17 protein-coding genes and 1 pseudogene are annotated in these 18,709 nt (G+C 46.2%); 15 read left to right on the top strand and 3 right to left on the bottom strand.

Going from position 1 to position 18,709, the window contains the following annotated elements:
* Window positions 1-104: 104 nt before the first annotated feature.
* Both ACWXW9_RS13600 and map read left to right on the top strand, forming a co-directional pair.
* Complete coding sequence (locus ACWXW9_RS13600) at window positions 105-293, top strand: hypothetical protein (RefSeq protein WP_007428354.1); 189 nt, start codon at window positions 105-107, stop codon at window positions 291-293.
* Window positions 294-432: 139 nt separating this feature from the next.
* Window positions 433-1,185, top strand: coding sequence for a type I methionyl aminopeptidase (gene map / locus ACWXW9_RS13605; RefSeq protein ID WP_494929825.1), 753 nt, complete (start codon window positions 433-435; stop codon window positions 1,183-1,185).
* Between the two features lie 70 nt (window positions 1,186-1,255).
* On the opposite strand, the gene ACWXW9_RS13610 is transcribed toward map, so the two are convergent.
* Window positions 1,256-2,542 carry a hypothetical protein gene (locus tag ACWXW9_RS13610; RefSeq protein WP_494929826.1) on the bottom strand — a complete coding sequence of 429 codons (1,287 nt, stop codon included), beginning with the start codon at window positions 2,540-2,542 and terminating at the stop codon, window positions 1,256-1,258.
* A gap of 145 nt (window positions 2,543-2,687) precedes the next feature.
* Between ACWXW9_RS13610 and ACWXW9_RS13615 the strand changes: the two genes are divergently transcribed.
* Window positions 2,688-3,197, top strand: coding sequence for a GNAT family N-acetyltransferase (locus ACWXW9_RS13615; RefSeq protein ID WP_494929827.1), 510 nt, complete (start codon window positions 2,688-2,690; stop codon window positions 3,195-3,197).
* Window positions 3,198-3,313: 116 nt separating this feature from the next.
* Here ACWXW9_RS13615 and ACWXW9_RS13620 read toward each other — a convergent pair whose 3' ends face one another.
* Window positions 3,314-4,573 carry a DUF438 domain-containing protein gene (locus ACWXW9_RS13620; protein WP_494929828.1) on the bottom strand — a complete coding sequence of 420 codons (1,260 nt, stop codon included), beginning with the start codon at window positions 4,571-4,573 and terminating at the stop codon, window positions 3,314-3,316.
* Window positions 4,574-4,895: 322 nt separating this feature from the next.
* On the opposite strand from ACWXW9_RS13620, the gene ACWXW9_RS13625 reads away from it, so the two are divergent.
* The 12 genes from ACWXW9_RS13625 (at window position 4,896) to ACWXW9_RS13680 (ending at window position 17,498) form a co-directional block, all read left to right on the top strand.
* A complete protein-coding gene (locus tag ACWXW9_RS13625; RefSeq protein WP_494929829.1) occupies window positions 4,896-5,615 on the top strand; it encodes a hypothetical protein in 720 nt (239 codons plus the stop codon).
* 39 nt (window positions 5,616-5,654) lie between these two features.
* Entirely contained in the window at window positions 5,655-6,056 is a 402-nt protein-coding gene (locus tag ACWXW9_RS13630; RefSeq protein WP_494929830.1) for a GntR family transcriptional regulator, read from the top strand.
* A gap of 26 nt (window positions 6,057-6,082) precedes the next feature.
* Window positions 6,083-6,991 carry an ATP-binding cassette domain-containing protein gene (locus ACWXW9_RS13635; protein WP_494929847.1) on the top strand — a complete coding sequence of 303 codons (909 nt, stop codon included), beginning with the start codon at window positions 6,083-6,085 and terminating at the stop codon, window positions 6,989-6,991.
* Entirely contained in the window at window positions 6,988-7,890 is a 903-nt protein-coding gene (locus tag ACWXW9_RS13640) for an ABC transporter ATP-binding protein (protein WP_494929831.1), read from the top strand. The genes ACWXW9_RS13635 and ACWXW9_RS13640 overlap by 4 nt, the downstream gene beginning before the upstream one ends.
* The gene (locus ACWXW9_RS13645) at window positions 7,883-9,211 is read left to right on the top strand and encodes an ABC transporter permease (protein WP_494929832.1); all 1,329 of its coding nucleotides are present in this window, start codon (window positions 7,883-7,885) and stop codon (window positions 9,209-9,211) included. Before ACWXW9_RS13640 ends, ACWXW9_RS13645 begins: the two co-directional genes overlap by 8 nt.
* A 600-nt stretch (window positions 9,212-9,811) precedes the next feature.
* Complete coding sequence (locus tag ACWXW9_RS13650; protein WP_494929833.1) at window positions 9,812-10,951, top strand: pentapeptide repeat-containing protein; 1,140 nt, start codon at window positions 9,812-9,814, stop codon at window positions 10,949-10,951.
* Between the two features lie 81 nt (window positions 10,952-11,032).
* Window positions 11,033-11,524, top strand: coding sequence for a hypothetical protein (locus tag ACWXW9_RS13655; RefSeq protein WP_494929834.1), 492 nt, complete (start codon window positions 11,033-11,035; stop codon window positions 11,522-11,524).
* 22 nt (window positions 11,525-11,546) lie between these two features.
* A complete protein-coding gene (locus ACWXW9_RS13660; RefSeq protein WP_494929835.1) occupies window positions 11,547-12,206 on the top strand; it encodes a hypothetical protein in 660 nt (219 codons plus the stop codon).
* A complete protein-coding gene (locus ACWXW9_RS13665; protein WP_494929836.1) occupies window positions 12,203-13,627 on the top strand; it encodes a phage baseplate assembly protein V in 1,425 nt (474 codons plus the stop codon). Before ACWXW9_RS13660 ends, ACWXW9_RS13665 begins: the two co-directional genes overlap by 4 nt.
* A gap of 27 nt (window positions 13,628-13,654) precedes the next feature.
* Window positions 13,655-14,089 (top strand): DUF4280 domain-containing protein, encoded by a 435-nt coding sequence (locus ACWXW9_RS13670; RefSeq protein WP_192512469.1) that lies wholly within the window; start codon window positions 13,655-13,657, stop codon window positions 14,087-14,089.
* 11 nt (window positions 14,090-14,100) lie between these two features.
* A complete protein-coding gene (locus ACWXW9_RS13675; RefSeq protein ID WP_494929837.1) occupies window positions 14,101-17,142 on the top strand; it encodes a phage baseplate assembly protein V in 3,042 nt (1,013 codons plus the stop codon).
* Window positions 17,139-17,498: a hypothetical protein gene (locus tag ACWXW9_RS13680; RefSeq protein ID WP_494929838.1), complete on the top strand. Its 360-nt coding sequence runs from the start codon at window positions 17,139-17,141 to the stop codon at window positions 17,496-17,498. The genes ACWXW9_RS13675 and ACWXW9_RS13680 overlap by 4 nt, the downstream gene beginning before the upstream one ends.
* A 462-nt stretch (window positions 17,499-17,960) precedes the next feature.
* On the opposite strand, the pseudogene ACWXW9_RS13685 reads toward ACWXW9_RS13680, so the two are convergent.
* Window positions 17,961-18,709 (bottom strand): annotated as a pseudogene (locus tag ACWXW9_RS13685) (IS3 family transposase); the annotation flags it as partial.

Here is an 18,709-nt window from a genome sequence, read left to right on the forward strand (position 1 = left end):
CTAAGCTGCATTAAGACATACTACTTCACTGCATAAGGACATCAATACTTTTCGGCATTCTCTTCAACGGAGCACTTATTTTCAACGTTTTGGGAGGGAGTAACATGGCAACGAAAGGTCACAATGAAGTTAAGGAAAGTCTGCGGGAAATGACTCGAATTTTCCGGCCTAAGGATCCCAAAAAATTTGTAAAGGAATATGTGCGAAAATACCGGATTACAGGAGGGTATGAGGAAGAGTTGACCATGGTGGTGGAAAACGAACTCGGTCGCATAAATTCTTCAGTATCTTAAAGGGTTCGATGACCCGCAAAACATAGGAATACGACTTTTATAAACCGTCTATCCACAGAGGAGACGGTTTTTTTGTGTCCGCCCTGCATACAATGGGATAGGTTTAGTGAATTTGTATGCCAAAAGGAGGCGGATTCCAATGGAGGAGATAGCCATACGGACACCGGAGGAAATCGGCTATATGAGGGAGGCCGGACGTATTTTGGCAGATTGCCATCGTGCGTTGGAGAGCCGTATCCTTCCGGGAATGACCACGCTTGAAATTGATGCGTGGGTAGAGCAATTTTTGAGCAAGCGCGGAGCCACGCCTGAGCAAAAAGGCTATAAGGGCTTTCCTTATGCCACCTGCGCTTCGGTCAACGAGGTGGTATGTCACGGCTTTCCCTCGGAGCGGGTACTTCATGACGGGGACATTGTGACCATCGACATTGTCGTCAATAAGGACGGCTGGCTGGCCGACCGGGGCTGGACCTATGCAGTAGGTAACGTCAGTCGCCCGGTAGCGAGGCTGCTACGGCAAACGCATAAGGCACTGGTGCGCGGAATCGAAGTCGCCCGTCCGGGCAGGACACTGGGGGACATTGGGCACGCGGTGGAAAAAGCGACAGGATGGCGGCGGTACGGCATCGTGAAGCCCTTGATCGGGCACGGTATTGGTCGTCAGATGCACGAGCCGCCGGATGTTTTGCACTATGGCCGTGCCGGAACGGGGTTGCCGCTGCGCGAAGGGATGGTGATTACCATCGAGCCAGTATTTACCCTCGGAACGGAGGGGGCTGTATTGTGGGAGGATGATGGCTGGACCATCACCTCGGCAGACGGCAGTTGGGGCGCACAATATGAGCACACGATTGCGATCACGAAGAACGGCCCGTACATTTTGACCGCATAAAGATCGGTACAGCCATAGGGAGTCCAATCTGCCTGGCATGGGCAAGGGGCTCTCTTGGCGGGCTTTTTATTCAGGATGACACGTTCATCGTATTCAGAGAGATTTTCCGGTAAAGCCACAGATAGATACCTAATTCGACGGGTGAGGAAACAGCCATAACGATTCCTGCCACCTGCCCGTCCAGCCCTGGAAAAAAGGAGATGCATAAAATGAGCGCGAGAATCGCAAAGGAAACGGAGAACAGCCTGCCGATGAAAATAGGTTTGGTATTGCCGATCAATATCGACCGTCCGATGAAATATTCTACCCATGGATAAAATGCAACATAGATTGAAAGTATGCGAAGCAATCCTCTCGTTTCCACCAGTAGTTCCCCTTCCAGTCCTAATACATTCCGCAAAATAGGGTCACCTGCAAATTCAAAGGACAACAGCAGCAATAATAACGGCGACAGTACGGACAGAACGCTCAAAAATATCAGCACCTCCCGACGCCTGCTCGTATAGAATTGAATGACGATCTGATGCAGGGAACTGCAAAACCAGACGAACAGATTCAGGATTTGCAGAGCCACGGAGAAGGAGGCTACGGCCAATAATGGATCGGTTGTATTGTTCAGCGCAGCCTGTATGGACGGGTTCAGAACAACCAGCACCAGCGCCGAATACAGCAAGGGGAGATAAAAAGGAAGCAGATGGCTTGCACGGTGGATGGTTTGCTCACCGTTGTCGGGCGGCAGCTTTTTTTTCAAAACGCGGCCTTCCAAAAAGGTAACGACCAGTTCAATGAAGATGCCTGCAATAAAGATGGCAGCACCAATTCGTCCGTCATTCGTCCAGCCTGCACGAATTAGGAACCAGGATGCGATTAGCATCGCGACAATACGAATGGACGAGCTGAACGTCATCCAGGCCGTCCGGTGCTTGTTAATAATAAGCCCCTGATAGATGTTGCGAACGGCTACTAATATGTATAGTAAAGTAAGCACCTGAAACACACTCTTGGTGGGTTCGATCAAGGCAGGAGATACGCCGAATACATATTCAAAGACCAGGTTTCCAGCGGGTGTAAGACCAATGCTCCAGCCGATGACCAGTACAGCTGCCGCTACACATGCACATAAAATACCGATGGAACGAACGGATTTGCGGTCATATCCGAATTTCGTGGTCATCTGTCGTACGGCTGTTAGCGGGGTTTCCAGCAGCAGGCACAGGCTGACTGCCACCGCATAGCTACTCAATGTGAACGAAGGATGCTCCGAGCGTGCGAGCACGGCATTGACGATGACATGAGTCAGCGCCGCAATCAATGATGAGATGCCAAGCGGAACGTAGAATGAAATGATTTTATTCAAGTCCAATCCTCCAGTAATGAATGATGAGTAAAGGGATTGCCGTTGCATTGAGCTTCTATAAACAATGGTAATTCTTATTATAGATCAAGACTGGGCTCGTCGGTATAATAGAAAGCATAATATTGGAAATGGAAGTGGGGCCAACATGATGATCAGAGAAGCGACGATATCAGATGCGGCAGGCATCGCCAAGGTGCATGTGGATTGCTGGAGAACCACCTACAAAAATATCATACCCGCCGAGGTTCTGGAGCAGCTTTCCTACGAGCAAAGAACAGAGCTGTGGAAATCAAATATATCCAGTGAAGACGATCATCAGGTGTATGTGATTGAAAATGATAAGGGGGAAATCAGCGGATTTGTGAGTGGAGGGCCGGAAAAGTCAGGTGAATATCCCCCGTATGAGGGAGAGGTAACTGCTATTTATGTGTTAAAAGAATACCATAGTTTAGGATTGGGAAAGCAATTATTCATGCGTCTTCTTCAACATTTAAGCAGTATGAACATTCACTCTGCCATCGTGTGGGTGTTAGCAGATAATCCAGCTCGCTATTTTTATGAGCAACTGGGAGCCAAGCTTATAGTGGAGCAGCATCTTATAAAAATGGGTGACAAGAACCTGAACATGGTAGCTTACGGGTGGGAACATAAATAGCGGACTGTACAAATGGAAAGGAGTCTTTCTCTACATGTAAAGTGGAGGAAGACTCCTTTGATGTTAGCTGGAGGCGACAGGAATACAGTGAGTAATCTTATTGTAGCGGATAATGATTACTCGGATAAAATCCGTTTCTGCCCTTCCAAGGCACGAATAGGTGCGATGTTTTGCGTGAATTCTAGCGTTCCGAGATAGCGGTCTTCTGCATCACGGATGGCAAAATAGCGGATATAGACAAATTTGTCCTTGATCGGAATCCAAAAATCTTCAGCATCCTTGCGGCCAGCCTTAAAATCTTCCAGCAGCTTCTCAACGACATGCATGCTTTGCGGCGGATGGCAATTCTGCACGGTACGTCCAATGACGGCCTTCGTACGGGCGAAGACCCGTTCTTTACCATGGGAGAAATAACGAACGACATCGTGCTCGTCTATAAATGTCAGATCGACGGGTAGATGATTTAACAGCAGTTCCAATTGTTGCACAGACACAATCCCCGTCTCGAATCGCACAAAGCCTTGGGGAGTTTCTGATGTTCCTTCCTGTTGCTCATCCATTTCCACAGGCTCCTCTGCCCGTTCAGGTATCCATTCCCGCTCGGGAGCGGTCAGGCAGAATCCGATTTCTGCACTTTCACGGGCTATTTTGAGCCACTCATCCTCTGTCAGCTTACCCAGCGCCATCGGCAGCAAAATATTTTCTTCCTTGAATATCATTTCGTTCACTTCGGTCATGATATGGGTGAGCGTCTGCCCAATGAGTTCTTTGTTCCCATTATATTGGGTGAGCAGTTTCTTCGCTTCCTTGATGGCGTTACGAATACTATCGTCTACACCCCACATTACCTTGGTTGGGCCGAAAATTCCATAGCGTTCTAAATAAGGAAAGACCAAATTTTCTTTACGGCTATAGTGCTTATCAAGATCCAGCAGCAGACTTAAATCCTCCAGCAGCTTGTAAATGATTTTGGGGCTGTCATCCTTTTGAAATTGATCTGCGTGCAGTGCGAGCTGGAAGTTGACCAGCCGTTCAATCTCCCGATTTTCCAGCTTGAAGGTATGAACGGGATGTCCCGGCTGCTCCTCCGGTCCGGAAGGACGGTGAATATCCTCAATCGAGCCCTTGAATATCGACGTGTGAACGGAACAGAGACGCTGCACCTCCGACACGGGGATTCCTTCCTCGGTCATCAGGGCATGCTCCATGGCCGAAATTTCTGCCACACTTACCCCGCCAACTGCCACTGCGAAGCGCGCTTTGACTTCATCCACGCTTTTCCCGTCATGTAGTTCCTTCATAATTTCCTTTAATATTTGCTGGCGTTCTGTGAGTTCCTTTGCTGTGTGTTCGCGGTTATTGATCAGCTCGCTCATGATGGTTCGCTCCTTTATGTTTGAATGCGTTTATCGCCTTGAATGAGAATGTTTATCAGTTACAGGGTAGCATAGGTATTCGCGGACTTTTGTGATTGTACGCACAATTTGGCGGAGTGGACTGTACAAGCGATAACGGGGCCTTTGGGCCAACGTATTTGGAGAAATGTACGGTCACAGTGTTGACAGGTGTGATTCTTAGTTTATATACTGTGTATAAAGATATATACAGTAATAACACTTTATGCTGTGACGGCACCTCAGAAGTCATGTGAGACTGAGACGTCGTTACGGACAGTGCAGAAGGGACCTGGATAAGAAAATGACAAACATGAAGCAGGCATGGATGATCACCCGTCAGGATTTTCGCAATAATCCTTATGTAATGCTGTGGACGTTACTGTTTATTACGTACCTGGGGTTTACCATAAGCTTTGTTGTAAGTATGCAATTGGGCGAGAGTGGAGCCTTGAATCCGGCAGCCGATTTTGTCATGCTGGTGCTGATTCCGTTTCTCGGATTCATTTATAACCGACGTACATTCAAATATTTACAGGAAGATTCCTATACGCACATGCTGGCTTTTCTCCGCATATTGCCCATACCGGTGAGTGCGGTGATTATGAGCCGAATTCAACAGGCGGTTTTGGCGTTTATCGTGAATAGCGTGCTATTTTTTATCCTTTTGTTTACGTTGTCAGGTACGCTTCGGGTATATGCTGGCACAGGCTTTTTTGTATCGTTTGCGCTCACCTGGGTCGGTTACGGGATGCTGATTCAGGCCATTTATATTCATTTGGAGTTTCTTAAAAAAGGGAAAGCCTATTTCTGGCTATCGCTTGTGATCATGCTGGTTTGCGGAATAATCGCGATTGTAGTTCGCATATACGGGATGAATCTGGTATCGACGACGGCATATTTCAGCAAGGAGTGGCAGCTATTATCTCCGGTGATGTGGGGAGCGTTGGCGGCAGGGGCTATCGGCATGTTCGTGTCCTATCGGATGACACTGCGCAGGCTCATGAAGCGGGATCTGGCTTAGCAGCGTGTATATAAAGATCAATAAGGGGGGGAGAAGCAGGTGAACATACCGGTGCAAATTGATGAGAACAGCGCGGAACCGCTGTATGCGCAGATTGAAAAGCAGCTTCGCTCACTCATCGTAACCGGACAGATCGCAGCGGGGACGCTGCTTCCCTCCATACGAGAGTTTGCGGGGACGCTCCATTGCAGCGTGATTACCGTCCGGCGGGTCTATCAGGATTTGGAAAACGAAGGCTTGCTTCGTACCCGACAGGGAACGGGAACCTTTGTAGCTCTGGTGGAGGAAGATTTACGCTCAGGCTATCGTCTTAAAGCGGTGACCGAGGTACTGGAGACGGCCATTGATACAGGCCTGGCGGTGCAGATGTCGGAACAGGAATTGTTGGAGCTTTTCGCAGACATGGTGAAGAGAAAGTATGAAGTCCAAGCGAAGGAGTGATGCCCGTGGAAACACCAATCATAGAGATGAGCCAAGTCTATAAAAAGCGGGGAAACCGGGAGATCGGACCGATTAATTTGACGATTGAACCGGGATATGTGATTGCTTTGGCCGGACATAACGGATCAGGGAAAAGCACATTGCTGCATCTGCTAACCCAGCTTGTCCACCCGGATTCCGGTGTAATTCGCTGGTTCGGTCAGGCGTATCCGGATGGTATGCCCGTAGATACGCGGCAGTGGGTTGGATATGTGCCGGAGCAGCCGACCCGTGAGGAAGACCGACTTACAGCAGAAGCAGCAGCGGCTTTTCGGGCGTTGTGGTATCCGGGCTGGGACGAAACCCGATTCCAGCGGTTGCTGGAACGCTTTCAGGTTCCACAGCATACGAGATTATCGCGTATGTCCAAGGGAGAGCGCCGCAAGTTTGAGCTGGCTGCTGCCTTGGCGCCTCATCCCCGTTTGCTGCTGCTCGACGAACCTTCGTCGGGATTGGACCCTTTTGCATGGAAGATTATGCTGGAGGAACTGCGGGATTGTATGGAAAACGGTAAAACGACGGTCATTATCGCAACTCATATCATGGAAGAGATCAAGCGCCTGGCCGATTATATTGTCCTGATGCATGAAGGAAGGCTGCTCGGTAAGCTGGAAAAGGACCACCTGCTCGAAAATAGCAAGGAAATGTGGTTTGAGGGGACGCCAGAGAAAGCATCGGAGCTGCCGGGAGTTATAGAGACAGAGAGCGAAGGCGGATTGCAGCGAATTGTAACGTTGGCAGCCGGAGAAGCCAGCGCGATATTGGAGCAGGCGGGCATTCGCCCGATTCGTATACGGAGTCTGGAGCTGGATGATATTTTATGGCATTGGTCTGCGGGACAAATTCCGGGAGGTACAGAGATTTTAGGGGAGAAAAAGGGGGCTGGAGATTCATGAGTATGCTGCAATTGGAGCAGGTTGTGAAGCAATATGGCAACCACACGGCGGTTAACGGCATTTCGCTGAATGTGAACGGTGGAGAGATTTACGGACTGCTGGGAGGCAATGGAGCAGGCAAAACGACAACGATGCGCATGGTACTTGGCCTAATTTACCCTGATGGCGGAAGCATTCAATATGAGGGCAAGCCATATAGCAAGGAGCTTCAACGGACGATGGGTTATTTGCCAGAGGAACGAGGGTTGTATCCCAAGGTAAAGGTGAGCGAGCAAATTAACTATTTAGGCAGGCTACGCGGAATGTCGTCCAAGGATGCGGACAAAAGTCTGCGCTATTGGCTGGAACGCTTTGGCGTGCCTGAATATTACAATAAGCGGATTGAAGAGTTATCCAAGGGGAATCAGCAGAAAATGGGCTTTATTGCAGCCGTTGTGCATCGCCCGACGTTGCTTATTTTGGATGAGGCATTCAGCGGGCTGGATCCTGTGAACGTCGAGCTGCTTAAGGATACGGTGAAGGAGCTGCGGGACGACGGGGCTGCAATTTTATTCTCGACTCACCGGATGGAGCATGTAGAGGAGCTGTGTCGCCATATTACGATTTTGCATCGTTCGAATACAGTTGTGCAGGGAAATGTGCAGGAGATTAAAGGTCGCTACCCGCGTGAAAAAGTTCGTCTCATCACGACTGGCGAGGTGAACGGACTGGAACAACTGCCCGGCGTACGCCGTGTAGAGCGAATGGACCGGGGCTGGATACTGCATATTGAACAGCCGGATGCGGCCAAGTTGATTTTACAAACGGCGTTGGAGCAAACGGATGTAGAGCATTTTGAAATTAAAGAGCCTACGCTGAATGAAATTTTCATACGAGAGGTGGGTGATTCTCATGAATAGACTGGGTACGGTTATCGGTTTTACGTTTCGCCAGAAGGCGAGAACCAAATCTTTTGTCATTACAACGCTGGTGCTGGCATTGCTCATTACCATTGGCATGAATCTGCCGTATCTGATTTCTTTGTTTAAAGGAGAAGGAATGGGTGGTGCAGGGGGTTCCGGTAAATCCGCTGCTGAGCATCATCGTTTGGGACTGATCGCTGGAAGCCGGACTGAGATCGCGGATCAACTGGAGCAATTTACGAAGGCTCAGTCCAATTCGGCAGCTACCTGGGTGCGTTATGACAACGCACAAGCTCCCGCAATGCAGCAAGCTTTGAAAGACGGGGAGCTGCAAGGCTATGTGGAGTTTACGCGGCCTACCGCAACGGGAGAAACCTTTCCCAAGGTAGAGTACGTATCGGTTGAAAAAGAGCCGTCCCCGGCTGTAATCACACTGCTACAAACCGGACTTCAGGAGGCAAAGGTCAAGGCTATGATCGGTGTGAATACCTTGACCAGTGAGCAAGTCCGTGAAATTAGTACGCCTGTTACCGTGCACAGTCGAGAAGTGAACAGTCCCTCTGAGACAGGTCGTGCTGCTGGAACAGAGGACAAAGAAGCTTCCATGATTAACTATGGCTTGGTCTATGTACTCATGATTTTGTTCTTCACCTCGTCGATGATGACAGGCAATATGATTGCCTCAGAAGTGACTTCGGAAAAAAGCTCACGCATCATGGAAATTCTCATCACGAGCGTATCGCCTTTGACCCAGATGTTTGGGAAAATCATTGGTATCTTTCTGGTGGGTCTGCTGCAAATTGCTGTTTTTGCCGCTGTAGTGTGTGCCAATCTTATGCTGCCGCATAACAGCGTTATCCTCAGCTCGGCTGGGCTGGATCTGTCGCAGTTGAATACCACAGTGCTTGGATATGGCCTGGTTTTCTACATCCTCGGTTACTTCCTGTACGCGGTATTGTTCGCTGCTGTCGGCTCCATTGTCAGCCGTACCGAAGAATTGGGGCAGGCGGTCATGCCGATTACCATGTTGTCACTGGCAGCCTTTTATATCGGTATCTTCAATATCGCCGCACCAGACACGATGTTCGTCAAGGTCGCCGGGTATATTCCGTTTTTATCGCCGACCGTCATGCTGCTGCGGATTGGTCTGGAGCGGGCGAGCCTGCTGGAAATCTGGCTGTCACTTGCCATACTGGTTGCATCCATTCTGTTCTTCGGCTGGCTAGCCGCCAAAATCTACCGTACTGGCGTCTTAATGTACGGCAAGCGTCCTTCGTTCAAGGAACTGCGTAAGGCGATGAAGGCGTATAAGATATAGGATTGAATTTGATTTGTGCTGTGTGGTGTCATAATTAATGAGAATATTTTCAGATTAAATAAGAAAAAAATTTCACAATTGATGAGAAGTGAATATTTATGCATAGATATACATTAGTGTGGAGTTGTTGTATGGTGTCTGAATAGAAGAAGGTAGCAGAGAAATAAACTATTTGAAGGGACGGCTTAAAAATGACAAAAGAGAAAAAAATTAAAATACGCTGATTTTGTTGAGTGCTGTGGTACTACTAATTCTTTGGGACGGCCATGAGTACAACAGGTTCAAGCCACTCAAGGAGGAATGATGGGCTTGAAGCCTTACTGTGGTCGTTCGGTAAAAGAAACTAAATAATATGTAATTTCTCCGAATGGGTGGGTTCAATTGTGAATCCACCCATTTTCCATTGAACACAGTTATGGTTCTTTCTGTAAACAAAATCACTAATCTGTCCGATACATACATAAGGATGATTTATTGTTAAATATACCCTTGAAAAATATCATTTCACATATCATTTATATTAGATTCCGGTTTAAGATCACTGGCTACTTTAATACGCACAGCAGTATGTAAATGTAGCAACCAGAAAGGGGATGGAACGTGAATCGTGAGGAAATTCTTCAACATTTTGCAAATGAGGTCTACGAACCGCTAAAGTATCAAATGTTATTCGCGTTGGAAGTTTCTTTTCAAAATCGTAAGCATACTTTAGCCAAGACATTTCGCAATTCACTGGAGCAGATACTCGGTAAAGTCAAGCAGATGCAGCGAGAAGGTACCAAGCAGGCGTTGGGATATATCTCTTATTCCATGCTTCGTACCGAATTAGCAAACGGAAGGGCGACCTATTTAGTGGAGGCGATGGATAAGAGATGGTTTATGGATCGCCATCCTTGCCGAGATACTTATAATGCAGAATGGGCATTTCTCTGTTTGGACGAGTGGGAGACGGAATTAAGTAAGCACGCTAAGAAATATGGCGGAAGAATCGGATTGGATGATATTCAAAGGATGAAATTGCGCGCGGCAATACATATTCATCAATATATCATTGCTTTGGCGCGTTTTAGTATCACAGAAGAATGGCTGGACGAAATACAGTATGCTCATGAAATACAGTTGGAAGATGTGTTCGAACTAAGAGTCGGAGAGTATTTAGACCAAAGTGAAATCGTTTATAAACGAGATATGCGTGTCAAAGATTCGACGGTGATGAAAGAGTGGCTTGAGGAAAAGAAGCCACATGACTACATACATGAAGTTTTTCGAGGAATTGACGGATCTCAAGGAGATTATGAGGGAATACGTCTGCAATATGCCGATTTGAGTGAAAGTTCTTTTGTCAATGGTGTTTTTATGGGAGGAAACTTGATCGGTTCCCGTTGGAGTAAAGCCTGTTTACAAGAAGCGGATTTTAGCGGTTGTTTGATTCAGGAAGCCCGTTTTGAACAAGCCAACTTAAGAGGAGCATCTTTCCGGGATGCAATAGCTGTACCTGGAATTTACCAGTCTGAACGATGGGAAAGACCCGGTTTTCAACCCGTAAGTTTTGCAGGAGCGGATCTTACAGGAGCTCAATTTCAGGGAGCTTACTTGAAGGATGCAGATTTCACCGGGGCCATATTGCAGGGAGCTGACTTTATGGGTGCAGCGTTTGAGGGAGCCTGCTTCAAAGGAGCGGTGCTGGATGGAAGCAGGTTTAGTTTAGGCACGCATCCAGTCGTACAGAGTCTAACTTAATTTGGATAACACAATGTGGGACAAACGGAATGAAAGGGACGTGGCATAGTGGAGTATTTCCTTTGTCAGCAGGATGATCGGATGTTGTATGCTGCTGTTCCCGTATGGGATGAAGAAGCAAATGCAGAGATGATGGACCTAAATGACTGGACGAATTGGCCTCCATCTTATGCAGCACAGTTTAAGGTTAATGGTCACGATTACACGGTTTATCCTGATATTCTGATGGGTTCCAGGATGATGGTATCTGATGCAGTGCATGAATTGTTACAGGTCTATGTGCCGAGCTTATTCAGCCGCATGGCTTTGCTTCGGGATGTAGAACGATCACAGCAAAAGTTGTATTGGATGATTCAACCCCCGTTAGTGGATTGTTTGGGTGAGGAAAGCCAATTTCGTCCCGGAGGAACATTGATGAAGCTGGTGGTAGATCGAAAACGTACCGGGGGGAAATCTCTATTGCAAGTCCAAGGGTTGCGTGAAACCTGCACGTTGGTCAATCTGGCATTGGCGGAAAGTCTGTTGCGGAGAGGGACAAGTGGCATCACCTTTCAGGAAGTCGTCATGCAGTAATAAAGATGGGAGTGGATGATGTATGGAACATCTGGATAAGAAAATGGTCTCGATGCTACACACAGTAGCTGCAGAAAATATCGAAAATGATCAATCTTTAATTGAGCATGAAGGATTGAAACACGTTAACGGGAAGGAGCCTTTTGGACAGCCGCTACAAACATTTATGCAACTCGACGGAGAAAGACTGGTCTTTGCTCAGCGACATTTGCTGGATGAACGCATCCGTATTACGATGCCAAAGAGCTTTCGGGATATGCCCATTCACGAGCAACGATTAAAATATCCTTCTCACCATCGTCCGGATTTTATTTTCACCAATGAGGCAGGCACGATTAACCTAACCTTCAAGCATACCGAAAGTCATTTGCAAACAGAAGAGTTGGAGAACTTTACGGATGAGATGGCTCAGGTGGTAAAACAAACCCAGAAGTTGACTGAATGGTTTGGTCATGAAGTGTTGAAGGTAGGAGATTATCGAATTGGATACTGCGAATTTATGACGCCTGTATGGAATGCGCGTATGTATAATCTATCTTTTTTTACGGTGCTAGAAGGACGTGCGCTAATGTGTACTTTTAACTGTACGGATGAAGAGATGGCGATCTGGCAGCCAATAGCCCGCAGTATGCTGCTAACGTTGAAAATCGAGTCTGAGCGAAAGGAAAATCAATCCTTATGACATTAACCCACATTACATATGATCGGTTGCAAATTACACCATTTGAATTGGTGAGCATTCAGGAATTGCATATGACCAAGCGATTGAATGAGCACACCCGGCTCTCTTTTACCGCCATTTTACCTGAAGAATTACAGGATAGTTATGTCCAGTTGATCGAAGCCGATTCCCCGGTTTGTGTGTCGCAACTAGATGAGGCAGGCACTCCAACACCTCTATTTAACGGAACGGTGCTTCATATGGAAGTTAAAGTGGTCAGAGATGTGTATTACCTTGAGGTCGAGGCGATATCACACACGTATAAACTGGATATTCGTAAAAAAAATAGGTCCTTTCAGGACAAAAATATGAAGGTTGAGGATTTGTTGCAGGCTGTAGGTGCAGATTATCCCGGTTTTGACATCATTGATTCGGCTACGGGGGGAGCGGCTTTAGGCCGTATAGCAGTCCAATATCGTGAAACCGATTGGGAGTTCCTCAAGCGGATCGCTTCGCGTTATCATACTTCACTTACGCCTGCCTCGGTGTTTGAAGTGCCAAAGTGTTATTTTGGTGTTGAGGAGACCCAGTCAGGACTTGATTTAACGAATTATCATTATACCGTCAGTAAACGAGTTGCGGATTATCGTTATTTTAACGGCAATGATACAGCACATGTAAACGAGCATGATTTTATTGATTACCTGGTTGAGGCGGAGCAAGTTTTGGAGTTGGGCAGCACCGTTACTTTTAAAGGTAAAAGCTTGTATGTGTACAAGGTAGACACTCACATGCAAAAGGGTGTGCTACAGCACGTGTATACCTTAACTTCTCACAAGGGATTGAGGCACAAGGAAGTCTTTAACGAACAGCTTATCGGTCTGTCGTTACCAGGTAAAGTCATTCAGGTAGAGCGAGATCGTATCCAATTACATTTGAATATCGATTCCGTTCAAGACCCTGCGAAGGCCCACTGGTTCACGTATGTTTCTCCTTATACTGCAGAAGGACATAGCGGATGGTACGTGATGCCTGAGTTGGGAGATACCGTGCTACTCTATTTCCCTGCCCAGCGGGAAGAAGAAGGCATGGCAAGTACATCTCTGCGCCAAAAGAATCAGAGTGTAGAGCAGCATGCTCTTGCAAATCCCGACATCAAATTGTTTCGGACCGCCCACGGCAAGGAAATCAAATTAACTCCCGATGAAATTGTAATCACCAGTAAGGAGGGAGCCGTGTATATTCAGTTAAATGAGAAAGATGGTATTCATATTGTAAGCGACAAACAGATTCATTTCTCTGCAGGAGGAAATATCTCCATTCATTCCGGCAGTAAAGTGAAAATCACAGCAGGGAATGAGATTCAAATGACTAGCAAAGGCAGCACCGTATCGCTGGGCGGAATGACGAATGTTCTTGGCAGTGAAGTGAAGACGAACTAAGAAAGGCATGAGAGGGGGAATAGAAGAATGGCAAATAAGTCTCATTCCGATAAGGAACCTATTCAAGCTGGACGGGGAAGTAAACAAGGATATGTTGTTGCCGGAGCGATCTTAAGCTGCAGCTTTGGTACGCAACCGACACGTCTCAAACGTCCGTTCAGTCACGGAGTATATGTAAAAGGGAAAGCCCAAATGAACGTTGGAGATTACTTGCCAGGTACCCATATCAGCAATTTCGGCCGTTGCTCCTGTCCGGCTAATCCAGCAGTCAAAAGTAGTGATATGGTGGATATCTACGGGGTGAAAAAAGCGAACTGTGTTCCGGTCATCACCGGACCCTGGATTGGCGGCAAAAGTGATGTGCTTGTGGAGGGAGAACCAGCCTTGCTGGATCAATGCTCGAATGCGTGCCTATACGGGGGAATGATTCGGATTACAGACGATGGCCAGACGCTGGAGTAAGGAGGTACAAGTTGAATCACACACAAACGATGTTAACGTATACGGAGTTGGAATGTACAGGTCCATATCCTCTTCAAACGATAAACGAACTGCGTATTGAACGGAAATTAAATGACCATGCCCGGTTAAAGATCAGTGGATGGTTAGATGAAGAGCAGAGAGATCATTACATAGAACAGGATCAGGATAACGAACCGGTCATTATCCGTACCAAAACAGAAAATGGTCAGCCTGAACGCATTTTGTTCCATGGTTTATTGGTCCATGCACAAACACGGATGGTACGTGGTATCTATTACGTGGAGCTTGAAGCCGTATCACATACGATTCAGTTGGACATAACACCTGTCACATGTTCTTATCAGAATACCTTAATGTCCTATGGAGAGATGACCAAGCAAATCATTCAAAAGTACAGTCAGGCCGATGTTATTGATAACGTAACAGACGGTACTACCTTGCATGAATTTACTTTACAGTATCAGGAGACAGATTGGGCCTTTCTCAAACGGATGGCTTCCCGATTTAGAACTGTGCTGATACCGGAAATTTCATTGAACGGGCCCAAGTTCTGGTTGGGTATGCCTGAAGGACAATACGTTGAAATGAAGCATCCTGTTTACCGTACTCGGCGCAGTTTTGATCCTAACAGCAAAACGGAATTCAGCTACCTGCTGCAGAGTGAAACACTTGCCCGGCCCGGAGACCTCACGAATTGGAATGGTAAGCAATGGATGGTGGCAGAAGTCACTTCTGAATTGCGAAAAGGGTTGCTGTTACACGAATATGAACTGGTTCACGAACAGGGAATTCAGCAAACAGAGATGTTGTGCCCTCACCTCACAGGAGCTTCGCTCGAAGGACGTGTATTAGAGGCCAAATCAGGCCGAATCCGTGTTCATCTTACAGTGGATGAAAAACAGGATAGAGAAACGGCATGGTGGTTTCCATATGCCAGCAGTTATACCGCCGAAGGACATAGCGGTTGGTATGTCATGCCGGAGCTAGGGGATAGGGTATCCGTCCGGTTCCCTACAGAGCAGGAGGCGGACGGATATGCGGCAAGCTCCATACGAAAAGAGCGAAATTCGCTGAAGCTCGCTGATCCAGCCACCAAGTATTGGGGGACTCCTTATGGCAAGGATATCAAGTTGAGTGCCAATGAATTGAAGGTGACGGCTAAATCGGAACAGGTTCACATTCAATTGGATGATTCGGGTATTCAGGTCGTCAGTGAACATGAATTGTCATTATCGGCAGGCAAGACGCTCTCCTTGCATGCAGATGGGGAACTACATATTCAAGCTGCTGAGGCTATTTATTTCAAAGCGGGCAGCAGCAGCTTGGTGCTGGATGGTGAAACGGATATACGGTCCGCTAAAGTACAGTTGGAAGGGACGGTTAAAAAACCGGTTTTTGTAGCTGAACTGGCTCCAGTCTGGGAACCGCCATTAATGTCTGTAAAAGCCTATGCGGAGGCGCAGGCGGCGAAAAGTGCAGCAAGCAGCAATACAGGAGGAAGCTCCAATTCAAGCGTTACATCGAAAGATGGGGGAGCCGTTAAGTCAGCCGTAAACACTCCCAGCTCACCGAAGGCCAGTCTACTGGATGGCGTATTGGGATTAGCCCAGAAAGTATGTGATGTGGCTGCGTCGATTCCTGTATTGGGGGCCATTCCGAAAGCAGCAAGTCAAAAGATAGCTTCGATCCGTTCCGAAGTGGCTTCCTCCGGACCGTCATCCATACTTAAATATGCGGTAGCCGGATTGTCCATGATTGCTAGCGTACCTTCCCATGGGTGGGGAGTGGTGCTGGGGAAGACCGCCAAGGTTGCTGCCCAAACCTTACATGCGCACGCGGAGGAACAGAAGGCGCGTGAACGATATGCGATGATGGATTTTCTCGGCAAGGTGTGGACGAGTGCCAGGGGGTATGGAGAAGTACAATCTATACCTGACTTCATCAACTATGTAAAGGGAGTCAATCAGGCTTCCGTCCAAGCCTATGGCGAAGTTCCTCCTGATATACGGGAACGCTGGCATCAAAGAAATGTGGATCAACAGTTTGAGGATGCGCTGAATGCCTATTATAATAAGCAGGACCCCTTCACAGATATAGTCGCATTAATGGAACATCAACGGCAGACAGGCAACCATTTCCGATATAGTGACAGAGCTTTGATGAGTTCCAAGTATCGGGATGATATGAAAGGGTACACGACGGAACAGAAGAAATATCTAATTGATTTTCTGAATTCAATTGACGAATATAGAAAAGAGTATGGGCCGTTTAGGGAAAGTCCGTTTATGAAAGACCTGGATGAGACTGAGCGGATTGTGTTCAATGAAATCAAAAACTCTGCTCATGCGAGTGTAGAAGCGACATGGGAGCGAATACGTAATTTCCCTAATATAGATATCCGTCAAATGGCAGATGATTATGTAAACACATGGACAGGTTTAGGGTACAATATTGCTAAAGTAGCATCTGACCCAGATGATGCCTATGAAAAATTGAAAAACAATTCCAAAGAGGAAAATGCTCAATTGCTAGTAGATACAGCATTTTCATTTTTCGTTGGAAAGAAAGGGAAGAGACATTCTAAAGATGATGGTGCTTCACCAGGAGGATCGCCGCATAAGAAGGATGACCATTCTTCTAAGGAGACGGGAAAAGTCCCAGGTATGCCGCCTATCGTGCAGTCTAGAATAAACTTAAGAAATGGAAGTGCAGCAGAAGGAGCAGGGTTTGATCATGTGTTAGATAGGCATTTTAACCCTGCTAAGAATGCTTCCCAATTTACGGTTACGCCTGATAAGCTAAAGACTATTCTGCAAAGTAAAGAGGTTGTGAACACTCCAGTTACACGGGTATTACAAGCGAAAATTCAGTTACCAAATGGAAAAACTGAAATACAAGCTAGATATGTTAGAGAAGTTACATTAAACTCAAACATAGGTATTGATAAGTTTAGTGGTCCTACAAATATTATGACTATATTAACCGATAAGCATGGGAACCTAGTTACAGCTAGTCCGGGGGTGATTAAATGAAGCTGATAGGAAGCAAACAAGAACAGGATTTTAGAAAAGAGTTAGCTGACTGCAACATTATTATAGCTCAAGGCGATAAAGAAAAAGCAATATTGGATGTGTTAAGAACTATTTTTGGAGAAATTAAGACAGCATATATTCTAAATTGGACACCTGAACAATACGAGGATATCTTCACTATTTTAATTGACCTTGATAAAATTGCTAAAGTTGAGATTAGTAGAATCAATCATTTGGAAGCTCCTATAATTGAAACTTTTACGCTAAAGGATTTCCAAAAAGGTCTTAGTAAAGTATTTCAAATTAAATTAGCCGTGGCGATTGATTTGGCGAAAAAAGACCATCAAAATAGTTAAATACTGTATAGTACGCTCAATACGTTGTATACTAGTACTGCGAGTCTGTATAGTGAACCTTGATTGGTTGTTGCTTTTCAAGGTTTCTTTTTGAAGGGTGGGTGCCGAATGGACCCAACATTCAACCAATAACACATATAAGTCATGTAATATCCGTATAGTGATTTCTCCATTACTTTTTACGCACATCAATACTTGAATTTTATACCCTAAATAACCTTTTGGTTACATTGAACAGGTCATTCATGGCAGATAGCACCAATGATTGGCCTGTTTTTTGCTATTTTCTAAGTATCGATTTTGAACTGAATGTGTTTAACCAATAAATTAGTTTAAATTTGTAGACCTCATAAAGCTGGTTTGTTGTAAAATAATATACAGGGTTGAAAGGAGCTGAAAGCTGATGGTGTAATCAACCACTTTTTGAAATGATGTACCTGTAATTGGATTGTCAACAATAAATCAAATAGCTTTTTTAAGGGCAATTCTCCTGTAGTCTACAGGGGTTAAATAACCGAGAGTTCTATGTATCCGGTGTTTGTTGTACCAATTCACGTAATCGTAAAGTTCCAGTTCTAGGTGAAGAAGGCTCTGAAAGTTCATCTGGTTAATAAATTTTGTCTTCATTACTTTAAAGGTTGCCTCGGCAACTGCGTTATCATAAGGACAGCCTTTCATGCTTAGCGATCGGCTAATTTGAAAGGATTCAAGGGTTTCGTCGGTCCATTTATTCTTAAACTCACTTCCTTGATCCGTGTGGAATAATTGAATTTGACGTAAATTTCCTTGTACTGAGGCGAAGGCTCGGGCTACTAAAGCCGCATCCTTATGGGGACCTGCACTATACCCAATCATTTCTCGATTAAAAAGGTCGACAAATACACAGATGTAATACCATCTGTTCTGGACCTTAACATACGTCAGATCGCTTACAACCGCCCGTTTGCTTCGGATTGTTCGAACTTCCGGTTTAGTTTATTGGCGATTTCCGATTCATTACAAGTCGCTTTGTGAGGCTTATATTGAGACACGGTGTAGGTAGAAACAAGCCCATATTTTTTCATAATCCGGCCAATGCGGCGCCCTGGATACCGCAAGTCCGTTTTCCAGAAGCTTGGCCTTGATCTTTCTTGTACCGCAGGCTTTTCGGTTCTTTTGAAAGATATTCACAATCTCTTGGGTCATTTCATCTTCGTTTGCTTGATTTTTGT

Source organism: Paenibacillus sp. LT-B23 (assembly GCF_059417685.1).

Bases quoted from the DNA above. Each gene is read 5' to 3' on its own strand.
- ACWXW9_RS13600 (WP_007428354.1), top strand. From the start codon at position 105: ATGGCAACGAAAGGTCACAATGAAGTTAAGGAAAGTCTGCGGGAAATG.
- map (WP_494929825.1), top strand. From the start codon at position 433: ATGGAGGAGATAGCCATACGGACACCGGAGGAAATCGGCTATATGAGG.
- ACWXW9_RS13615 (WP_494929827.1), top strand. From the start codon at position 2,688: ATGATGATCAGAGAAGCGACGATATCAGATGCGGCAGGCATCGCCAAG.
- ACWXW9_RS13620 (WP_494929828.1), bottom strand. From the start codon at position 4,573: ATGAGCGAGCTGATCAATAACCGCGAACACACAGCAAAGGAACTCACA.
- ACWXW9_RS13625 (WP_494929829.1), top strand. From the start codon at position 4,896: ATGACAAACATGAAGCAGGCATGGATGATCACCCGTCAGGATTTTCGC.
- ACWXW9_RS13635 (WP_494929847.1), top strand. From the start codon at position 6,083: ATGAGCCAAGTCTATAAAAAGCGGGGAAACCGGGAGATCGGACCGATT.
- ACWXW9_RS13640 (WP_494929831.1), top strand. From the start codon at position 6,988: ATGAGTATGCTGCAATTGGAGCAGGTTGTGAAGCAATATGGCAACCAC.
- ACWXW9_RS13645 (WP_494929832.1), top strand. From the start codon at position 7,883: ATGAATAGACTGGGTACGGTTATCGGTTTTACGTTTCGCCAGAAGGCG.
- ACWXW9_RS13655 (WP_494929834.1), top strand. From the start codon at position 11,033: ATGTTGTATGCTGCTGTTCCCGTATGGGATGAAGAAGCAAATGCAGAG.
- ACWXW9_RS13660 (WP_494929835.1), top strand. From the start codon at position 11,547: ATGGAACATCTGGATAAGAAAATGGTCTCGATGCTACACACAGTAGCT.
- ACWXW9_RS13665 (WP_494929836.1), top strand. From the start codon at position 12,203: ATGACATTAACCCACATTACATATGATCGGTTGCAAATTACACCATTT.
- ACWXW9_RS13670 (WP_192512469.1), top strand. From the start codon at position 13,655: ATGGCAAATAAGTCTCATTCCGATAAGGAACCTATTCAAGCTGGACGG.
- ACWXW9_RS13680 (WP_494929838.1), top strand. From the start codon at position 17,139: ATGAAGCTGATAGGAAGCAAACAAGAACAGGATTTTAGAAAAGAGTTA.